This is a genomic window from Candidatus Amarolinea aalborgensis, assembly GCF_900491745.1.
In the GTDB taxonomy this organism is placed as follows: domain Bacteria; phylum Chloroflexota; class Anaerolineae; order SSC4; family Amarolineaceae; genus Amarolinea; species Amarolinea aalborgensis.
In genome coordinates, this window is sequence record NZ_UETR01000014.1 from 81,883 (window position 1) to 100,960 (window position 19,078).

The following is a 19,078-nucleotide window of genomic DNA, read 5'->3' on the forward strand; positions in this document are numbered from 1 at the left end:
GCTTGTCTCATGCTCATGCTCATGCTATCGCCCACGCCGCGCACAGCACTTCCGCCTGTTCCAACACCGTCAGCGTGGCCCGCTCCTGCTTGTCGGGTGGATAGCCGTATTTGCGCAGGATGCGCTTGACCAGCACGCGGATCCTGGCGCGCACGTTCTCGCGCAGCGTCCAGTCAATGGTCACGCTGTTGCGGACGGTCTGCACCAGCTCACGGGCGATGGCGATCAGATCCTCGATGACCTGCGCGCGGTTCGCGGTAAGCGTCCCGATGCGCGCGTGGACCCCGTCGGAGATGACCAGCGCCTCATTGAAGGTGAACAGGCCCGCGACCTGCTGCTTGTAGGTCTGGAGCTGGTTGAAGGCAGCCCAAATGGTGGCCTTCTCGTCGGCCGCGTTCTTCAGCTCCAGCACGGCCAGCGGCAGGCCGTTGACGAAGAGCACCACGTCCGCGCGGCGCTCGTGGCCGCTCTCCACCACGGTGAACTGGTTCACCGCCAGCCAGTCGTTGTTGTCCGGCGCCTCATAGTCGAGGACGCGCACCAGGTCGCCGCCCAACGAGCCGTCGGGCCGGAAATACTCCACCGGCACACCTTCCACCAGCATGCGGTGGGCCGCGTGGTTATTGGCGGTCAGGGTGGGCCGGTCGGGCCGGGTCAGCTTGCGGTAGGCCTCGTCCAGCGCGGCGGGGGGCACGTGCGGGTTGAGCCGCGCGAGCGCGTCCCGCAGCCGCTGGCTCAGCACGGCCTGGCCGTAGTCGTCGCGCTCCGCCGCGAGCATCCCCGGCGCGATCTCCGGCCCGAACCGCCGCGCGTAGCCCAGCCCCTCCAGCCACCCCAGGGCGGCCTCTTCGACGACAGATTCATTGAAGGCGGTCATGGTTTGTTCCTCCGTGCGCTGCGGACGCGGTACAACCGCTCGGTGAAGCCGCCCTCCTGCTCGAAGGCGGCAGCCTGAGCGGCGAGCTGGCGGTCCAAAAGATAGCAGGCGATGTTCAGAAGAGAGAGCGCCGCATTGGCCACCAGTGTGGGGGTGTAAAGAGGACCACTTGGACCAACACCGACCGACACGGACGCGCTAGCCTCAGAGGACTGTCCTTGTTCGTCCGTGTTTGTCCGTGCGCGTCTCACCTCTTCCGCCACCCAAGCACGCACCTCCTCCAAGGTGGAACAGCGCTTTGCCTTGAAGCGCATCAGCACGGGATGGTTCGGCGGCCACTGCGGCAGCCCCCTCTGCCTTAAATAATCCTCATAATCCAACCTCAGCTCCTCCAAACTCCCGCGCGCCACATTCGTCAGCTTCATCTCCATCTTCTTGGACGTCCCCGAGTCCTGGCTGCCCTCGGCGATGTTCTGGACGCCGCTGCGCGCGGCCTGCACCATCTGATCGTGGGTGCGGCTGCGGCGGTCAATGTAGCGGTCGCAGAACCGCACCGTGACGTCGTAGACGAGTTGCGCGATCTGGAAGCTTTTCAGGTTGCGGTAACCGCCGTGCTTGGGGATGAGGGTTTCGGGTTCGGTCATCTTTATCTATCCTGTATACCGGTGTCTTCTTGCTTCAGCAGCCGCTCCAGACGGTCACGAAGCCCTTGCAGCGCTTCATAACCGGGGCTGGAAATGTCCGGGTATTCGGTCGAAGTGGCCAGCGCGTCGGCCATGACGTCAATCAGGCAGTCCAAATCCCAGGCGTACAGGGTGATCGGTCGCTTGCCCTGATACATCTCGATGCGCCGGTCAAGGCCGAACGCCTCGGCCATCTGCCAGGTGTACTTCTTCAGTTCCTCCAACTCACGCCCGGTGATCAGGATGCGATACCGCGTGTCCTTTGGCCCTGGTTTCATGCGGCAGCCCCCACAAACCGTTCGACGTCCCCCACCCGCACCGCGCCGGAGATGAGTTTCGGCAGCAGCGCGTCGCGCAGCGCGGCGAGGGTGCGGGATTGGACGCTCGTTCTTATCCTGGCGAACACTAATAGAATGGCATCTGTTGGGCATACTACTTGGGTTGATGCGACAATCTCTGGGCGAACTGCGGGATATGCGCCACCATCCGCAAGATGTGCAAGCATCCCAATGCTATCCCCCGTTGTTGCGGCGAGATAGACGAACTCCTGGTACTGGGCTTTTCGAGGTCTCAACACGGCAAAACCCGTGCTTCCTGTAAGTCCGTCCTCAGAAACATAGGCAAACGAACCATTGCCAGGCCTGACAGTGCCGATAATGGTATCGCCGGGCCTGAGCACGCGTTGCGCTCGGCTCGGTGCATCTTGCTGGGCGTACTCGGTAATCGCTTCTATTCGCCCCCACTTGGTATTCGTCAGGTCAACGTATCTGATGAGCGCCGGGCGGGTGGCTCTTGACCAGCTTTCGGGGTTCAATGACGCGAAGTCATTAAGCATCCCCAAATGCCACCCTGCCGGCGCCTCCCCCACGGCCGACTCCTCGAACCCATCCGGAAACAGCCCGGCGATCTCGGCCGGCAGCCCCGTATCCCGCCCCTCCGCCCCTTCGGCGCCGCTCAGGGCAAGCTTTGTGTGCACCGGGTCGAAATCCACGAACCACGACTTGAACAGCGCCCGCGCCATCGCCTCCAGGGTTGCGTTCATCCGCCGGTTCAACTCGATCTTATCGTCCAGCGCGCCGAGGATGCGGGCAATGGCGCGTTGTTCGGCAAGGCAGGGAAGAGGCACCTCCAACTGCTTCAGCGCATCCGTCTGAAGGCGCCCGGTTCCGTGGCTTGCTTCATCCACAATGCCCAGTACGTCTGGAGCTTTTGCTCTGAGAACGTTGGCGAGGAATAGTGGTTCGATTTCATCATGAGCGATGACTGGCTTGCAATCTTGTCCAAAGGCAACTGGACGGCGCGCGATTCCCACGCGAAACACCGATTTCAGGCTCATGCCACGAACAACAAAGATGATGGTGTTCCGGGGCATCAACCGCGTCCCATTTTGGAGACCTAGGGGAGTCACCCGTCGTTCCGAATCGGTAATGTAGAACTCGTGTAGACTGCTCGCCGTGATCCAGGGGATTTCGCCTCCCCAATAAGCACTCACGTCCGTGTCCGGCGTGCCACCGGAGTACCAGTCCGAGCAAGCTCCGAGGTTCGTGATCGACCAGTCAGACGGTACCCTAGAAACCATATCCCAGCCCCTCCAAAAGTTCCCCGCGTCTATCATCCGCGCCGGATATGTCCATGACGTGGACATATTTCGACAATACGTCCAAAGAACGGCTGGACCCGGGCCTATCATCAATTCGCGATTTGCCAACAAGACGCGTCTCATATACAATCCATTCAACAAAACGGTACGCCGTTTATCTCTCTCGACGAATCGTCGCCCTCCAATGGGCGGCCTGCCCGAAAGGGCTAGTCGAGAGAGTTTCTTTTCTCCCCATCCAGCTCAAAGCGCTCATGCCAAAGCACAGCTATCTGAGCGGAGATCGCATCGAACCAGCGTCTATCGGCACGAAGCGCGGCGAAGAGTTCGCACTGAACGCATAACCAGGATCGCCGCTCTCATCGGCATACGCGTAGTGTGGTGTTACCATAGCCCCAACAACTCCAAATTGGCAGCAATCGCCGCATCCAGCCGCGCGGCCTCGGCCTGCTGCCCCCGCAGCGTCTCGACCAGCCGCGCCATCACTTCCTCGAACGGCTCGCCGTCGTCCTCGACCGCTTCCGCGCCGACGTAGCGGCCCGGGGTCAGCACGTGGCCGTTGGCGCGGACGTCGGCCAGGGCCGCGGCCTTGCAGAAACCGGGAATGTCTTGATAATTCTCGATTTTGGATCGCCGATTTTCGATTGGGCCGCCGCGCCAGGCGTGGTAGGTGTCGGCAATCTTGCGGATGTCGTCGCCGGTCAGCTCGCGGTGGACGCGGTCAATCATCGTGCCCAGCTTGCGGGCGTCAATGAACAGGATCTCCCCGCGGCGATCGCGAAATCCGTGCCCTGAGCCTGTCGAAGGGCGGCCGTTGCGCTTGTCCCGGGCAATGAACCAGAGGCAAACAGGAATCTGCGTGGAGTAGAAGAGCTGGCCCGGCAGCGCCACCATGCAATCCACCAGGTCGGCCTCGATGATATTCTTGCGGATCTCGCCTTCATTGGATTGGTTGGACGACATCGAGCCGTTCGCCAGCACGAAGCCGGCGATGCCGGTCGGCGCCAGGTGATGGATGAAGTGCTGCACCCAGGCGTAGTTGGCGTTGCCTGCGGGCGGCGCGCCATATTGCCAGCGCTTATCGTCGCGCAGCAGCTCGCCGCGCCAGTCGCTGTCGTTGAAGGGCGGGTTAGCCAGCACGTAGTCGGCCTTGAGATCGGGGTGCAGGTCGCGATGGAAAGTGTCCGCCTGCTCCGCCCCCAGGTTGCCGTCAATGCCGCGGATCGCCAGATTCATCTTCGCCAGCCGCCAGGTGGTGTGGTTCGACTCCTGGCCGTAGATGCTGATGTCGCCGACGCGGCCGCCATGCGCCTCCACGAACTTCTCCGACTGCACAAACATGCCGCCCGAACCGCAGCACGGGTCGTAGATGCGGCCCCGGTATGGGGCCAGCATCTCGACCAGCAGTTGCACGATGGCGCGGGGCGTGTAGAACTGGCCGCCCTTCTTGCCCTCCGCGCTGGCGAACTGGGAGAGGAAATACTCGTACACGCGGCCCAGGATGTCCTTGGAGCGGCTCGCCCTGTCCCCCAGCCCGATGTTGCCGATCAGATCAATGAGCTGGCTCAGGCGCTGCTTGTCGAGCCGGGGATGCGCATAATCTTTGGGCAGCACGCCCTTCAGCGAAGGGTTATCGCGCTCGATGGCGAGCATCGCGTCGTCCACGATCTTGCCGATGGCCGACAGCTTTGCACTCGCCAGGAGATAGGCCCAGCGCGCCTCCCGCGGCACCCAGAAGATGTTCTCGGCGCGGTACTCGTCGGGGTCTTCGGGATCGGCGCCCTGAGCCATCTCGGCTTCCAGCCGCGCGTGCCGTTCCTCGAACGCGTCGGAGATGTACTTGAGGAAGATCAGGCCGAGGACGACGTGCTTGTACTCGGCCGCGTCCATGTTGCTGCGCAGCGCGTCCGCGGCCTTCCAGAGCTTGTCTTCGAAGCCGAGGTTCGCGGCGGAGTTACCGTTCTTGTCAGCCATGAGGGCAAGGCGTCCTTTCGTTGCGGCAATGCTGAGGTGGTTCCTGGGACAGGATGGCGGGTGTGGAGCCGACGAGTGCCCTCTGGCCGATCTGACCTGGGCGGCCTGAGTCGTTGAACAATCCCATTTGACTGGTGGTTATCGCTTCAGTCCACTGTAAGCTGGTTTCCCGGTCCTAACCTTCAGCCGCTGGATCTCGGCTTCCAGATCCAGCCGTTGCGACTCGCTGGCGACACGGACGGCTGCAGCATAGACCTAATCTGGCAATGAGTGCCAGTCACGTTGGATCAACGGCAGGGCAACGACCGCAAATTCGGCAGGCGTTGCCACAGCCGCCAACGAAGTCATGTAGGCCGCGAGGATTTGCTGCTCGTTGCCGGGGATCATCCAACCGCCGATCTCGTCGCCGAACACGATCTGCTCGCCGCGTTCCATGGCGTTGATCAGATCGTACAATACACCGAAGCAGGCGACAGCATGCAAGTGGTCGCCCTGGATGGTCAGTTGACTGCTGTCCTGCAACAAGTCACCCAGGGTCTCAAACCATTCCTTGGTTTCCTCAGGAATGTGCGTCCAGTTCTTCGAATTGATGGCGAAGGGTGCATAGTAAGCGCCAGCCAACGACTCACCCTGGAATTCCTCAACCTCGGCCAGCAGCGCCTCACCGTCCACCTGTGCCGGCGGCTGCGCTTTGGCGAGCCGGCCAAACACCGCCCGGCGTTGGTCATGGTCCATGTCGTCGTAAGCAGAACTCAACAGGTTAAGCAAGGTAGATGGATCACACGTCTCCAAGAACTCAAATAGGCGCTCTTTATTCATTGACTCCGTGTCCCCCCCGATGCAATCAGAGCAGGTTCGCGCCCCAGCCGCCCAACTCCTCGGTGACGAACGCTTTGAGCGCCCTGGCATCGCTCTTGGCGGGCGAGCCTGCCTTCCACGCGTCCACCACCGCCCCCGCGAAGACGAGCGGGGCATCCGGCGCCCAGTTCTTGAACTTGGACGTGGATTCATGCTGAAATTGGTAGAAGCCGAGCAGCAGTCCTTCGCACATCCGGTTAGCCTCCGCCCGCAGGCCGAGCGTTTGGTACCTGGCCAAATCCTGCAGGAAGGGCGCCAGCGCCGCCTCGACCAACTGATCGGCGGCTTCACTCGGCTCGACATAGCCATCGCGCGTGCGGCCCGTCCGATCCCAAACCTCTTCGACTTTCAGGGCCTCCAACTCGTCGTACAAGGCGGCGGCCACCTCTTCTACGTCTACCGGGCTGAGGCGGGCCAACGCCATTGCGGTGATGCGCGCGGCAAGCGCTTCGTCGCTGGCTGCCAGGACTTGGAGGATGGAACTGGCATCGGTGGGTGAAAGCCGTTCGATGATCTGTTGGACTTCCTTCATATTCCTCACCCGTAATCCGCAGCAAGCAAAGCGCTCGGTCGTGCCCGAGCCCTGAGATGAAGCTCAGACTGCCACGGCATAACGAGCGCGCCGCTCAGCGATAATCCGCTCGCTGACCTCTGGCCAGTCGTGGAGGATCACCGGGTTGACATCAGCGCCGTTTGGCCATTCGATCGTGCCGGTGTCGGCGTTCAGGCAGACCTGGGCGAACAACGCGTCATCGCGCAGGGCGCCCCACAGGGGGCCAAGAAGGAATGGCTCGAAGTCAATCACTCGCTCGCTGCCATCGTCAAACTCCAGGTGCAGACGATAGCCCGGCAGGACGACCAGGTAGCGCACGTGAATATAGGTCCCGAATGGCGTCGACATGTGGTTTCCTCGCTTAGCGTAGACCTGCGATTTTCTGCACAGGTTCATCATTGATGAGTCGCTGCCAGTTGGCCATGAGTTCTGCCTGGTGAATTTCCGCCCACGCCAACACCAACTGCAATGGGCGACGCGGGAGCATACCCGCCAACCAGGCCGGTGGATCGATGGCAAAACTGGCCTCGTATTCACTGTAACGTGCATGAAAGTGCGGTACAGGGTGGCGGCTAGGGTCACCGAAATACATGGTGATGATAACTCCATAGAAACGCGCAATTTCAGGCATGAGCAGTATCCTATTCCAACATATCCTGGCAATAAGTGGATTCGCCGGAGTTCAGTAGGGTTTGGAACTACTCTTGGTCAACCATTCCTGTGCCAGATTATACCACACGCAGCAAGACCGTCCATCTCCGGCCAGTAAGAGCGCAGCCAAGTTGGGGCGGGTGGGGTGTTTGGATCACGAAGTCACGAAGCAATACGAAGAGCGCGAAGAGCGTCAAATGACCGGCAGCGCGATATCTTCGTATCCTTCGCACCCTTCGTGGCTTCGCGCCCCACTTTGCACTTCCGTGGTATACTCAATCATATCTTTATGCCCCTGCCATCACGGAGGAATCGCTATGTGGCGCATAATGTTAGTCATCAGTCTCGGCCTGGTCGCCCTGGCGGGCTGGATTGGGCAGACGCCGGCCGCGCCCGCGGCCACCGACCTGGCGCTGTACGTGGATGCGCTGACGCCGCCCTGGGCGCACGAGGCGTTGTGGAAGCAGGCGCCCTTGAGCGCGCTGGACTTTGCCAGCACGGAGCAGGTGCACAGCGGCAGCCGGGCCATCCGCGTCAACTTCACCGGTTGGGGCGGCTTCTCGCTGGCGCACAACGCGGGCGCCTACGCGGCCGCCGGCTACACCGCGCTGCGCTTCTGGCTGCACGGCGGCGCCAGCGGCGGCCAGGCGCTGGCCGTCAGCCTGGGCGATAACCGCGCGGGCAATCCGGAGTTTGATTGGATTTACCTGGCGCCCTATTTGCCCGGCGGGGTCGTCCCGCCCAACGCCTGGACCGAGGTGACGATTCCCGTGGCCGTCCTGATGCACGACGGCGCGGCCACGCCCACGCAGTTCAATCGCCTCAATGTCTACGATGGCAACGGCAGCGGCGAAGCCACCTTCTACCTGGACGACATCAGCATCCTGGGCACGAACGGCCCGCCGCCGACCGCGACGCCAACGCCTATGCCCGGCGCGGAGACCCATCGCGGCTTGTGGGTCTGGAACGACGTGGTGGCGGGGAATGCGCGGCAGGCGCTGTTTGCCTTCACCGCGCAGGAGCGTCTGAATTCGATATATGTCGAATCGGAGAGCTACCTGCGCAGCAACGCCGCCGCGCTGGGCGCGTTCACCGGCGAGGCCAACAGCCATGGGCTGGCGGTCGAATGGCTGCTGGGCTACGCACCCTGGGCGCTGACCCCGCATCACGCGGACCTGCTGGGGCTGATTGATCGCGCCATCACCGCGACCCTGGCCCTGCCGCCCGGCAGCCGGCCGGTTGCCATGCACCTGGACGTGGAACCGCACACGCTGCCGGAGTGGCAGACCGATCCGCAGGGCACGGCGCAGCAGTACCTGGCGCTGCTCGACGCGGTGCACAGTCGCCTGGCCGCGAGCGGTACAGGCTTAGGGTTGGTCGTGGATATCCCCTTCTGGTACGACGGCCAGAGCGTCACCTACGGCGGGCAGACGCGGCCATTGAGCGAGCATGTGCTCAACCGGGTCAGCGTCGCCACGCTGATGGATTACCGCGACCATGCCTGGGGCGGCAATGGCCTGGTGACCCTGGCTGGCAGCGAGATTGCGTTTGCCGGCAGCATTGGCAAACGCGTGCGCGTCGGCGTCGAGACCAACGCGCCGGGCGGGCAGCCGGCCTACATCACCTTCTACGAAGAGGGGCGCCGGGTGATGCTCGGCGAGCTGGCCACGACGCGCAACGCCTACGCGGGCGCGGCTGGCTTTGGCGGCGTGGCCGTGCACGATTACGACGGCTACGCCGCGCTCAACCGCCGGCGAGGCGTCGCGCCCTGGATGCCGGTCAGTTGGGATCAGGCCGCGGCGCTGGTCAGCTACCAGGCGCACGTCGGCGCGATAGACGACATTCTGCCGTTTCAGTACGAGCTGAGCGCGGCTGCCAACGGCAGCCTGATCGCGCTGGCGCCGGTGGACGCCGGCCTGATCAGCCAGATGCACGCCAACGGCCATCTGATCTTCCCCACGATCACCAACCAGTTCGATCCGGCGCGCGTGAGCACGATCATCAACAGCGCCACTCTGCGCCAGGCGCACATCCAGGTCATCCTGGCGCAGATCAACGCCTGGGGCTTCGACGGCATGGATATTGACTACGAAAGCCTCTACGCCAGCGATCGTGACGCGTTCACGACCTTCGTGACCGAGCTGGCGAGCAGCCTGCACGGCCAGGGCAAGCGCGTCAGCATTGCCGTGCATCCCAAGACCTCCGAGCCGGGCACGTGGAGCGGCCCGCAGGCGCAGGATTACGCGGCGCTGGGGCGCGTGGTGGATCGCTTCCGCATCATGGTCTATGACTACCACTGGTCGTCCAGCACAGCCGGCCCGCTGGCGCCGCTGGCCTGGGCCGACGATGTGCTGGCCTTCGCCACGAGCGTGGTGGACCCGGCGCTGATTTGGCTGGGCGCGCCGCTCTACGGCTATGATTGGGTAGGCAGCAGCGGTGAGGGCATCACCTGGACCGACGCGATGGCGCGGCTGACGGCCAACGGCGCCGCTTTGCAATGGCAGGATGCGGATGGCAGCGGGCATGTCAAGGAGCCGTGGTTCAGCTACGGCGCGCACCAGGTCTGGTTCTACAACGGGCTGGCGGTGCGTCATCGCCTGCGCCTGGCCGATGCCTACGACATCGCCGGCATCGCGCTCTGGCGCCTGGGTCACGAGGACCCGGCCGCCTGGCAGTGGATGGATGCCTGGCGGCGTTTCTACGCCCACGGCGATCTGACCGGCGACGGCGCCACCGACATCGTGGATGTGCAGACGCTGGCCGCGCATTGGGGCGAGACCGCGGCCCAGCCGGTTTTCGACCGCTGGTATGATCTGGACCGCGACGGCGCGGTGACGCTGGCGGATGTGATTAGGGTCGCAGCGGAGTGGGATGGGAATTAGGACCTGGCGCCTAACCAGGCGAGAAGCGCGTCCGGCTGCCAGGTGTTGATGACGTGCTGCGGCTCGACCCATGCCCGCCGCGCAAGGGCAATGCCAAAAACCTCCTGCGCCAGGTGACCTGGATCATGCGCGTCGGTGTTGATCGCCAGGCGGATGCCCATCTCCATGGCGCGGCGGGCATAGACGTCATCCAGATCGAGACGGTTGGGGTTGGCGTTGATTTCCAGCGCGACGCCGCTGGCTGCGGCCGCGGCCAGGACGGCATCCATATCCAGGTCAGCGCCCTCGCGGTCCGGAATCAGGCGGCCGGTGGGATGGCCGATGATGTCCACGTGCGGATTGCGGATCGCGTTCAGCAGGCGGTTGGTCACCTGGGTGCGCGGCTGGCGCAGACTGGTGTGCAGGGAGGCCACGATGATGTCGAACTGCGCCAGCACCTCATCGCTGTAGTCGAGCGTGCCATCCGCGCGGATTTCCACCTCAGCGCCCTGCAAGAGGCGGATGGAATCCCCCAGCTCGATTTGCAGCGCCTCGATCTCCGCGCGCTGACGTACAATATCCTCCAGGCTCAAGCCGCCGGTGATGCCCAGGCCGCCCGAATGATCGGTGATGGCGAGCACCTGCAGGCCCCGTGCCCGTGCGGCCAGGGCCATCTCCCGAATCGTGGCCCGGCCATCGCTCCAGGTGGAATGGCTGTGCAGTTCCGCGCGGCGCTGACTGCTTTCGATCAGCGCGGGCAGGCTGCCGGCCAGCGCGGCCTGGATTTCGCCGCGGTCTTCGCGCAGCTCCGGCGCAATCCAGGGCAGGCCTAGCACGGCATAGACCTCCGCCTCGGTCGCGCACAGGATTTCGCTGCCGTCCGCACGCACCAGGGCCTGATCCGACAGCGACAGCCCCCGATCGAGCGCGAGTTGACGCAGGCGCACGTTGTGCTCCTTGGAGCCGGTGGCGTACTGCAGCGCGGTGCCGAAACGTTCCGGCGGATGCACCCACAACTGCGCGCGCAGGCCGTTGACGAATTCTACGCTGGCCTTGGTGCCGCCCTGGCCGAGGATGCGCGCGACGCCTGGCTGGCTGACGAACGCCTGCATGACCGGCGCGGAATCGGCCGCGGCCGCGAGCAGATCAAGATCGCCCACGGTGGACTTCATGCGGCGCAGGCTGCCGCCCAAGGCAGCGTCCACGACGCCGGGCGCCTGACGCAGCGCGGCCAGCATTTCCAGCGCCGCGGGCAGGGCTGCACCCAACGGCGTGCGGCCGCTGCGGCGGCCCAGCGATTCCAGGCCGGCCAGGATCTTGGCCTCTGATTTGGCGCCCATGCCGCTCAGGCTGCGCAGCTGACCGCCGCGCGCTGCCGCCTCCAACTGCGCCAGGGTGGTGACACCCAGGCTGCGCCAGAAGAGATTGATCTTCTTGGGTCCGAGGTCGGGCACGCGCAGCAGTTCGGCCAGGGTGGCAGGCACCTCTGCCTGCAAGCGCTCCAGGAAGCCAAGCTGGCCGGTGCGCAGCAGCTCATCCATCTTATCCGCAATCGCCTTGCCCACGCCCGGAATTTCACGCAGCTTGCCTTCGCGCCAGACATCGTTGATATCACGGCCCAACGCATCCAGATTATCGGCCACCTTGCGGTAGGCGAGCGTGACGTAGATCACCTCGCCCTGAATGTCGAGCAGATCGGCGATCAAGCGAAAGGTGTTAGCGAGTTCATGGTTGGTCATGGGTCTACCTGGGTTCTTCTCTCGTTCCTGCGCAAGTTCGGGATTCCCGGCCCTCAGAGGCCGACGAGGTGATCGGCGCGATCGTGATAGTGCAGACGCCACGTTTCGCGCCGCGGATGTTCCACATATTCGAATTGGGTGATGCCGGTGTTGCGCACCCAGACCTCACAGCGGCGCCACGGGCCGACATTGAAGATGTGATCAAACGCAACCTCAATAATTCCACCGTGACAAACCGCGGCGATGGTCTGCTGCCGATGGCGCTGCACGATTTCTTCCAGAAAAGCCCCCACGCGCGTGCGAAAGTGCATCCAGCTCTCGCCTTCGTCCATCCGAGGGGTGATCGAGTTGAACGGGCGCTCGCTGCCCCAGTAATCGGCATAGTCACGCGGCAGATCATCGTTCGGATACGGCGTATGATCGAGGCGGTTGTTGCCAATTTCACGCAGGCGGTCGTCGCGCTGCAAGGTCATGTGATAGGCTGCACAGAGCAGGGCGGCTGTTTCCAGCGCACGGCGCATGGTGCTACAATAGAGGGCATCAATCGTGGGCAGGTGCGTGGGCAGCCACTGGGCCAGCGCGGCGGCCTGGCGCTTGCCCAGGTCGGTCAAGCCTTCGTCTTTGTTGCCCTCATTCCAGTCCTTCAGATTGACCAGGCTTTGCCCGTGTCGAATCATGAAAAGTCTCATTCGTGGGATCCTTTCGTGTCATAGTTCGCACGACTCAGTGTAGGCGTCTGGCAACGATTGTCAAATTGCAGCGATTCAGTTGAGGAGCGTTATGCAGTCATTCAAGGATCAAATTGTGGTCATCACCGGCGCGTCCAGCGGCATCGGTCGCGAGTTGGCGCGCGCGTTCAGCCGAGACGGGGCGACCGTCGTCCTGGCCGCCCGCTCCGTGGATGCGCTGGAGCAGTTGGCCGCGGAGCTGCGGGAGGCCGGCGGTCAGGCGCTGGTTGTGCCGACCGATGTGCGCGACTACAACCAGGTCGAACGCCTGGTCCGCGTCACGCAGGAAACCTTTGGCCGCCTCGATGTCTTGGTCAACAATGCCGGCCAGGGCTTGGGCGTGTGGGCCAAAGACTTGACCATGGGACCGGTGGAGGAACTCTTCCGCACCAACGTGCTGGCCGTCATCTACGCTACGCGCCTGGCCTTGCCCGGCATGATCGCGCGGCAGCACGGTCTCATCATCAACGTGTCGTCAGTGGCCGGCAAGGTGGGCACGCCCAGCGACAGCGTCTACGCGGCCAGCAAGTTTGCGGTCAACGGCTTTTCGCAGGGGCTGCGCGCGGAAGTGGCGCAGCACCACATTCAGGTGCTGACGGTCTGCCCGTTCTTTACCAGCGGCACCGGTTTCAGCCGAAACGTGCCCGGACGCGGCTTCGAACCGCGCAATCCCCTGCGCCGCATGAGCGCACGTCGCGTCGCGGAGCTGACCCTGCAAGCGGCGCAGCAGGGCAAACACGAAATCGTCCTGACCCGCACGGCGCGAGTGGGCGTCTTTCTCAATCACGCCGCGCCAGGCGTGGTGAACTGGGGATTGGCCAAGGCCGCGCGCTTCATGCGACACAGAGAATGATAAGTGCAAAGGGCAAAATGGATCAAGTATCCAGTGTGCCTGCTGTGTAAATCGTCGCTCACCCGATGCTCAGGATTGGAGGTGAATCAAAGATCATGACAACTCATCCAGCGCTCCACACTCCCTGCGGCGCTTTGTACTTTGTACTCTTCATCCCCTGTCGCTTTTGTAAGTGACTGGGGGAGAGACCGGGAACTGGACGCGTGAGAATAAAGGGGCCAAGGAAGGCCTCTGGAAAGGGGGAGTATGGCGGCTGTGCGGCTCAATGGGCAGGCTGCCAAACACGATTGACTATCCAGATACATGAGGGGTGCCCAGGGGACGAAGTCTTATGCAGAGTATTCGCGACCCATAATGGCTGTTGAGTCAGGTGGTTGGCGATCATGACCAGTAGCTGTTGCGTGAACAATAATGGGCTCCTTACGCAGGAGTAAAGAACAAGTTGAGCCAACGCAGCCGGTTGCGTGCGCAGGCTTGGTTAGACAAGGTGCTGTACGGCGAAACCGACTGGCAAGCGCCAGTTCATGGTTCGGCAGCGTTGCACGTAGTCACGACCCAAGCGAAAAATGCTGTAGTCGCACTGATCGGCGGGTGCGAGTTCTTGTTGGCGTCTGTGACGGATGAGCCATTCGCCGACATAGATCATCCAGAGCACGGTGGTCGCCATGCCCAACAACAACGTATCCAAACGCTCCGGGTCATCAAGTTGGCTGTTTTCCAGATCAAAGCCGCAGCTTTTCCAGTCGCGGAAAGTAGGCTCAATCCAAAAACGCTTGCGACCGCGGCGCCAGGCGTGCGCATCGGCCGACTGATCCAAGGCCCAATAGCGCGGGGATTCCTGATTGGGAGACCAATCGGCGATGAGGTTGACCGGGCCGAAGTGATGTTCTTTGGTCAGGTACACCTTTTGCACGTAGCGGCGCTCGCCAACGGTGAGACTCAGGTCGCGTAATGGCTGCCAGAGACCATCGATGGTCTGGATGTATAGATCGGACTTCAAGCCGACCTGCCAGTGCCAGTGTTGATCCTGGCAGTATTGTTGCAGGGCCACCGCTCGGAACTCGGCATCCCCGTAGAAATGTACCCGTTGCGCAGGGGGTAGATCGGGCTGCACGCGCTTGATGAGGGCAAGCTGTTCATCCGCACTCGTCGCGCCGAAGGGGATCACTTGCCAAGCCAGCGGCAACAGACGCTTGTGATAAGCGGCGCCCAAGGTGAGCACACTCCACCGATCCGCCAGATCGGTGCGGTCCATGACCAGATTGACTTCGCAACCTGTCCAATGTTGAAACAGGTTGCGCACCAAGGATCGGTAGCATCCCCGCCGATCCAACTGCTCGCTCTTGAGAAAGCGACGCACACGTTGGATGAGATTCTCTCGCTGACCAGGCAAGGGTAGTCCCAACGCCAACGTCGCCAAATGGCAGTTGGGACTAACCGCCAAAGCCTGGCACAGCAGAGCCAGATTCGCAATCTGCGGTTTGCTCGCCGGCATCCCAAGCGCCGTCAATTGTTGCACTAACTGCCTATGTAATTGTAAACTGTTCACCGGGCACTCCTTTTGGTGGTAAGCCAGATCGATTGTTTCCAATCTACTGTATCACTTTTGGAGTGCCTTGACTACACCTTGCTGTCGGAAAAAATACAAATAGTTCGCAAATTTAATACGCTATATCTGTACTCATTGAAAAAAAAACTGACAGGGGATGAACTTTGTACTCTGCACTTTCCTACTGCTTCCGGTAGTCGCGCGCAAAGAGAATGCTGTTGAGGACAAAGAAGAAGACCGCGAGGGCGAGCAGGGCGAGCAGATGCTGGGGGTTGGGCCAGGCGCCGACGAGGAAAAGACGCTGGAAGGCCTCGCGACCGTAGTAAACCGGCAGGGCGTAGGCCAGGTATTGGATGGGCAGGCGCAGGCCGCTGATGGGGAGGAAGAAGCCGCTGAAAAAGACGGCCGCCAGCAGCGAGATCATCGAAAGCTGCACCGCCTGGCTTTCTGATTGGGAAATGATGGAGATGAAAAAGCCCCATCCCAGCGAGGCCGCCGTCACCAGCAGCAGGGTCAGCACAAAGGCCCAGAAACTGCCAAAGAACGGCACGCCCAGTACGCGAATCAGCGCGGTCAGGATGCCGCCGAGCGCCACCCCCAGGATGATGTAGCTCAGATACTTGCCGGCGAGAATTTCGATCGGCGCGATGGGCGCAACGCGGAAAATCTCGTCCGCGCCCAGGATCTTCTCACGCACCAGGGAGAGCGCGCCAAAGGTGACGGCCAGGTGCTGGAGGAGCAGCGCCAGCACGGCCGGCGCGTAGAAGTCAATGTAACCAGGCGGCCGACCATGCAGGCGCTCGCTGTTGATGTTGCGAATGTCCAGCGTGAAGGGGTTGACCAGCACTTCCGGCGGGATGTCACGCAGCAGCGTGCCAACCTCTTGCAGTTGATTCAGCAGCCCGCGCGCCTTTTGCAGTTGCGCGCGCGATTTTGGCACATCGCCGCCGCCGGCGCGGTTGAGCTGCGTGCGAGCCTCGCGAATAGTGGCTTTCATCTCGGTCAGCGCTGCGCGCGACGCCTGCAGCTTTTGCACTTCGTCGGCTGAGCCGCCGGCGGCTTCGCCGACCACCGCGTAGACGCTGCCGCTCAGCCCCAAGGCCGTGTCCAGGCCCACGGATGCGGCATCCACCTGCTTCTCTAGTTCGTCCAGCCGCGCCAGCGCCGTCGTCGTATCGCCATTCCCCAGGGCTTGATCCAATTCGTCCAGGCGCGTCAACGTATCCTGTGAAAATTCATCCAGGCCGGCCGACAGCGTGCGCGCACGGGCCAGCCCTTCGACGACCAGGTCTTGGTTGATGCGCGTGACCAGCGCATTGACCAGGTAGGCGGCATAGTCCGCGCCCACGGGGTCAATTTCGTTGACGAGGACCGTCAGGGTGATGGGGTGGCCGCTGCGGAATTCGGCATAGGCGTCGGCCGGAAACTGCGCCAGCACATCCACTTCTTTGTTGGCGAGCTTCTGCTGCCCGGCGGCGGCGTCGCTGGTGATTGCCACCACCTTGATCGGCCCACCGTACGCGCCGGCAATGGATTCGATCTGGCTGCGCACCGCGGCCCCTTCTGGCACCACCATCAGCACCTTCACCTGGGGCCGGGCGCCGGTGTAACCAACGCCGAAGAGGAGCAGGATGAGAAAGGGGCCGAGAATGAGGGTCAGCACCAGGCGCGGCTGGCGCAGCACCTCCCAGATTTCCTTGCTGGGAAAAGAAATCAAACGCAGTAGAAACTTCGGCATGGCGCTTACCCCTGTTTCTTTGCCTCATGCTGTTCGATCAAGCGCACGAAGACATCATCGAATTTCAAATCCACGATATCCACGCTGTCCAGGTCGAGCTTCTGCTCGTACAACGTCTGCACGATGAGCGGGAGGCGAGTTTGGGCATCGTCCACCACGATGCGCAGGTGATCGAAGCCGCGGCTTTCGGTGCTGCGCACCCAAGGAAAAGCCTCCAGGAGCGTCTTATGCTCACGCGTCATCTGATCGGCGATGATGTCAATCGCCTCGCCGCCCAGGGCACGCGCGCGCAGGTCGGCTGGTGAGCCGACAGCCACCAGTTCCCCTTTGGCGACGATTGCCACTGTGTCGCACACATCGGCTTCGTTGACATACTGTGTCGTGACGAAGATGGTGCGCCGGCCCAGGGACTTGCCGCCGGGGCCGATGCGTTCCCGATCGCGCAGGCTGCGGAACTCCTCCCATAACGCGGCGCGCAAAATCGGGTCAATGCCGGCTGTCGGTTCGTCCATGTAAACCAGCGCAGGTTCGTGCAGCAGCGCGCACGCCAGCTCCAGACGCCGCTTCATGCCGCCGGAGATGTTGCCGGCCAGCGCGCGCTGATGTTCGCTCAACTTGACCAGTTCCAGCAGCCGCGGCAGGCGCTGCCGCCGATCATGCCAGCTCAAGCCGTAGATGGAGGCTATGAAGTTGAGGTTTTCCGCCACGCTCAGGTTGGGGTAGAGCACGAACATCTGCGGCATATAGCCGATCTGCTCGCGCTCCTGGCGCGAAAAACGGGCCGGCTCTTTGCCAAAGACCGCAACCCGTCCCTGTGTGGGGAAATAGACGCCGTTCAGCAGACGGATCAGGGTGGTCTTGCCGCTGCCGCTGGGGCCAAGCAGGCAAAAAATCTCGCCTCCCTGCACGCTCAAGTTGATATCCTTGAGCGCAACCTGCGTACCAAACACCTTGTTCACCTGGCTGACTTCGATGACTGGCGACATCTCTCCCTCTCCGCTCTCTGGTCTCTGTTTTCTATCCTCGACTCGTCCACACCACGCGCCCCTTCTTGATCACCTCCCGCACCAGGTTGCCGCCAAAGCGATAGCCCAGGTGACGATAGTCGGGTGCGTCGAGGAGTAGAATGTCCGCCTGTTTGCCGGCTTCCAGGCTGCCCACCAGCGCGCCCAGGCCGATGGCGTGCGCGGCGTTGAGGGTGGCCGCGCAGATGGCTTCCGCGGGGGTCAGGCGCAAGTAGCGGCAGGCCAGGGCGATGATGAACTGCATGGACTCGCACCAGCAGGTGCCAGGGTTGAGGTCGGTCGCCAGCGCCAGCGCGCCGCCCAGATCAAGCAGGCGCCGCGCCGGTGTGAATTCATGGTGTCCCAGGCCAAAGGGCGTGCCAGGCAGCGCCACGCCGATGGTGTTGGATTGCGCCAGCAGCGCCAGGTGATCGTCCGGCGTGCTGACCAGGTGATCCACCGAGGTAGCGCCCAGACGCACAGCCAACGGCGTCCCGCCCAGGGGCGCAAATTCGTCCACATGCAGCTTGAGCGCCATGCCCGCGTCGGCCGCGGCCGTCAGGATGCGCTCACTTTGCGCCAGGTCGAAGACGCCTTGCTCGCAGAAGACATCACAGAAGCGCGCGGCTGGCACATAGGTGGTGTAACCAGGCCCGCCGTCGGTTGCGGTCAACGCCACCTGGTACTGCAAATCGGCCACGGCCGGGATCACCTCGGCGACGAGATAATCCACATAGGCGTCCGTGCGGCCGCTGAACTCCGGCGGCACGGCGTGCGCGCCCAAGAAGGTGGGCGTCAGGTCCATGGCGTGATCTTCATCTAAGATGCGGATGGCGTCCAGCATCTTGATCTCGTCATCGAGGTTGAGGCCATAGCCAGTCTTGGCCTCGGCCGTCGTCGTCCCATGCGCCAACATGCGATCCAGGCGGCGGCTGGTTTGGGCCACCAATTCTTCGACGGAGGCGGCGCGCGTCGCCTTGACTGTGCTCACGATGCCGCCGCCAGCCTGCATGATCTCCATGTAGCTGGCGCCGGCAATGCGCATCTCGAACTCCGCCGCGCGGTCGCCGGCCCACACCACGTGCGTGTGTGGATCTACAAAGCCCGGCAGCACGATGCAATCGCTTGCATCCGTTAACTCATCCGCGGTGTAGTCGGCCATGATCTGCGCAGTGGCGCCGACGGCGACAATGACCTCGCCCTTGAGCGCCAGCGCGCCATCTTCGATCAACCCAATCTCCGCCATCTGCGCACCGCGACGCGGGCCCCCGCCCGGGGGCGCGGCCAGGGTCAGCAGTTGGCGAGCATGGTGGATGATACGCGTCACATGCATGATGGAACCTCGTTTCAGGGCAGCAGCCCAGGCTGTTCAGATGGCAGCCATTGTACCACAAATCCACTCACAAGCCCCCG

17 protein-coding genes and 1 pseudogene are annotated in these 19,078 nt (G+C 62.8%); 2 read left to right on the top strand and 16 right to left on the bottom strand.

From position 1 onward, the window contains the following. Nucleotides 1–19: 19 nt before the first annotated feature. The 10 genes and pseudogenes from ACPQ6D_RS16485 to ACPQ6D_RS16530 all read right to left on the bottom strand — a co-directional run bounded on the left by ACPQ6D_RS16485 (nt 20) and on the right by ACPQ6D_RS16530 (nt 7,173). On the bottom strand, nt 20–271 hold the full coding sequence (locus tag ACPQ6D_RS16485) for a type I restriction enzyme endonuclease domain-containing protein (RefSeq protein ID WP_423225461.1): 252 nt from the start codon (nt 269–271) through the stop codon (nt 20–22). Further along, nucleotides 248–877: pseudogene (locus ACPQ6D_RS16490) on the bottom strand (type I restriction endonuclease); the annotation flags it as partial. The gene ACPQ6D_RS16485 and the pseudogene ACPQ6D_RS16490, both read right to left, overlap by 24 nt. Further along, nucleotides 874–1,521, bottom strand: coding sequence for a four helix bundle suffix domain-containing protein (locus ACPQ6D_RS16495; RefSeq protein WP_423225445.1), 648 nt, complete (start codon nt 1,519–1,521; stop codon nt 874–876). The pseudogene ACPQ6D_RS16490 and the gene ACPQ6D_RS16495, both read right to left, overlap by 4 nt. A 2-nt stretch (nt 1,522–1,523) precedes the next feature. Then, nucleotides 1,524–1,838 carry a M14 family metallopeptidase gene (locus ACPQ6D_RS16500; RefSeq protein WP_423225446.1) on the bottom strand — a complete coding sequence of 105 codons (315 nt, stop codon included), beginning with the start codon at nt 1,836–1,838 and terminating at the stop codon, nt 1,524–1,526. Then, the gene (locus tag ACPQ6D_RS16505; protein WP_423225447.1) at nt 1,835–3,283 is read right to left on the bottom strand and encodes a restriction endonuclease subunit S; all 1,449 of its coding nucleotides are present in this window, start codon (nt 3,281–3,283) and stop codon (nt 1,835–1,837) included. Before ACPQ6D_RS16505 ends, ACPQ6D_RS16500 begins: the two co-directional genes overlap by 4 nt. A gap of 258 nt (nt 3,284–3,541) precedes the next feature. Continuing rightward, nucleotides 3,542–5,131 carry a class I SAM-dependent DNA methyltransferase gene (locus ACPQ6D_RS16510; RefSeq protein WP_423225448.1) on the bottom strand — a complete coding sequence of 530 codons (1,590 nt, stop codon included), beginning with the start codon at nt 5,129–5,131 and terminating at the stop codon, nt 3,542–3,544. Nucleotides 5,132–5,386: 255 nt separating this feature from the next. Then, the gene (locus ACPQ6D_RS16515) at nt 5,387–5,950 is read right to left on the bottom strand and encodes a hypothetical protein (protein ID WP_423225449.1); all 564 of its coding nucleotides are present in this window, start codon (nt 5,948–5,950) and stop codon (nt 5,387–5,389) included. Between the two features lie 25 nt (nt 5,951–5,975). Then, nucleotides 5,976–6,521 carry a hypothetical protein gene (locus tag ACPQ6D_RS16520; protein ID WP_423225450.1) on the bottom strand — a complete coding sequence of 182 codons (546 nt, stop codon included), beginning with the start codon at nt 6,519–6,521 and terminating at the stop codon, nt 5,976–5,978. Between the two features lie 63 nt (nt 6,522–6,584). Further along, nucleotides 6,585–6,890, bottom strand: coding sequence for a DUF2442 domain-containing protein (locus ACPQ6D_RS16525; protein ID WP_423225451.1), 306 nt, complete (start codon nt 6,888–6,890; stop codon nt 6,585–6,587). Nucleotides 6,891–6,903: 13 nt separating this feature from the next. After that, nucleotides 6,904–7,173: a DUF4160 domain-containing protein gene (locus ACPQ6D_RS16530; protein WP_423225452.1), complete on the bottom strand. Its 270-nt coding sequence runs from the start codon at nt 7,171–7,173 to the stop codon at nt 6,904–6,906. Nucleotides 7,174–7,510: 337 nt separating this feature from the next. Here ACPQ6D_RS16530 and ACPQ6D_RS16535 point away from each other — a divergent pair, with 337 nt between their 5' ends. Then, nucleotides 7,511–10,075 carry a glycosyl hydrolase family 18 protein gene (locus ACPQ6D_RS16535; RefSeq protein WP_423225453.1) on the top strand — a complete coding sequence of 855 codons (2,565 nt, stop codon included), beginning with the start codon at nt 7,511–7,513 and terminating at the stop codon, nt 10,073–10,075. Here ACPQ6D_RS16535 and polX read toward each other — a convergent pair. Next, nucleotides 10,072–11,793, bottom strand: coding sequence for a DNA polymerase/3'-5' exonuclease PolX (gene polX / locus ACPQ6D_RS16540; protein ID WP_423225454.1), 1,722 nt, complete (start codon nt 11,791–11,793; stop codon nt 10,072–10,074). The two genes, ACPQ6D_RS16535 and polX, sit on opposite strands and share 4 nt — an antisense overlap. Nucleotides 11,794–11,846: 53 nt before the next feature. Beyond that, nucleotides 11,847–12,470 carry a histidine phosphatase family protein gene (locus tag ACPQ6D_RS16545; RefSeq protein ID WP_423225455.1) on the bottom strand — a complete coding sequence of 208 codons (624 nt, stop codon included), beginning with the start codon at nt 12,468–12,470 and terminating at the stop codon, nt 11,847–11,849. Nucleotides 12,471–12,573: 103 nt separating this feature from the next. On the opposite strand from ACPQ6D_RS16545, the gene ACPQ6D_RS16550 reads away from it, so the two are divergent. Next, the gene (locus tag ACPQ6D_RS16550; protein WP_423225456.1) at nt 12,574–13,374 is read left to right on the top strand and encodes an SDR family oxidoreductase; all 801 of its coding nucleotides are present in this window, start codon (nt 12,574–12,576) and stop codon (nt 13,372–13,374) included. 478 nt (nt 13,375–13,852) lie between these two features. Here ACPQ6D_RS16550 and ACPQ6D_RS16555 read toward each other — a convergent pair whose 3' ends face one another. The 4 genes from ACPQ6D_RS16555 to hutI all read right to left on the bottom strand — a co-directional run bounded on the left by ACPQ6D_RS16555 (nt 13,853) and on the right by hutI (nt 18,998). Then, the gene (locus ACPQ6D_RS16555) at nt 13,853–14,923 is read right to left on the bottom strand and encodes a transposase (RefSeq protein ID WP_423225457.1); all 1,071 of its coding nucleotides are present in this window, start codon (nt 14,921–14,923) and stop codon (nt 13,853–13,855) included. 181 nt (nt 14,924–15,104) lie between these two features. Further along, entirely contained in the window at nt 15,105–16,661 is a 1,557-nt protein-coding gene (locus tag ACPQ6D_RS16560) for an ABC transporter permease (protein WP_423225458.1), read from the bottom strand. A 5-nt stretch (nt 16,662–16,666) separates the two neighbouring features. Continuing rightward, nucleotides 16,667–17,647 (bottom strand): ABC transporter ATP-binding protein, encoded by a 981-nt coding sequence (locus ACPQ6D_RS16565; RefSeq protein WP_423225459.1) that lies wholly within the window; start codon nt 17,645–17,647, stop codon nt 16,667–16,669. A 31-nt stretch (nt 17,648–17,678) separates the two neighbouring features. Then, the gene (gene hutI / locus ACPQ6D_RS16570; protein WP_423225460.1) at nt 17,679–18,998 is read right to left on the bottom strand and encodes an imidazolonepropionase; all 1,320 of its coding nucleotides are present in this window, start codon (nt 18,996–18,998) and stop codon (nt 17,679–17,681) included. Nucleotides 18,999–19,078: the final 80 nt, after the last annotated feature.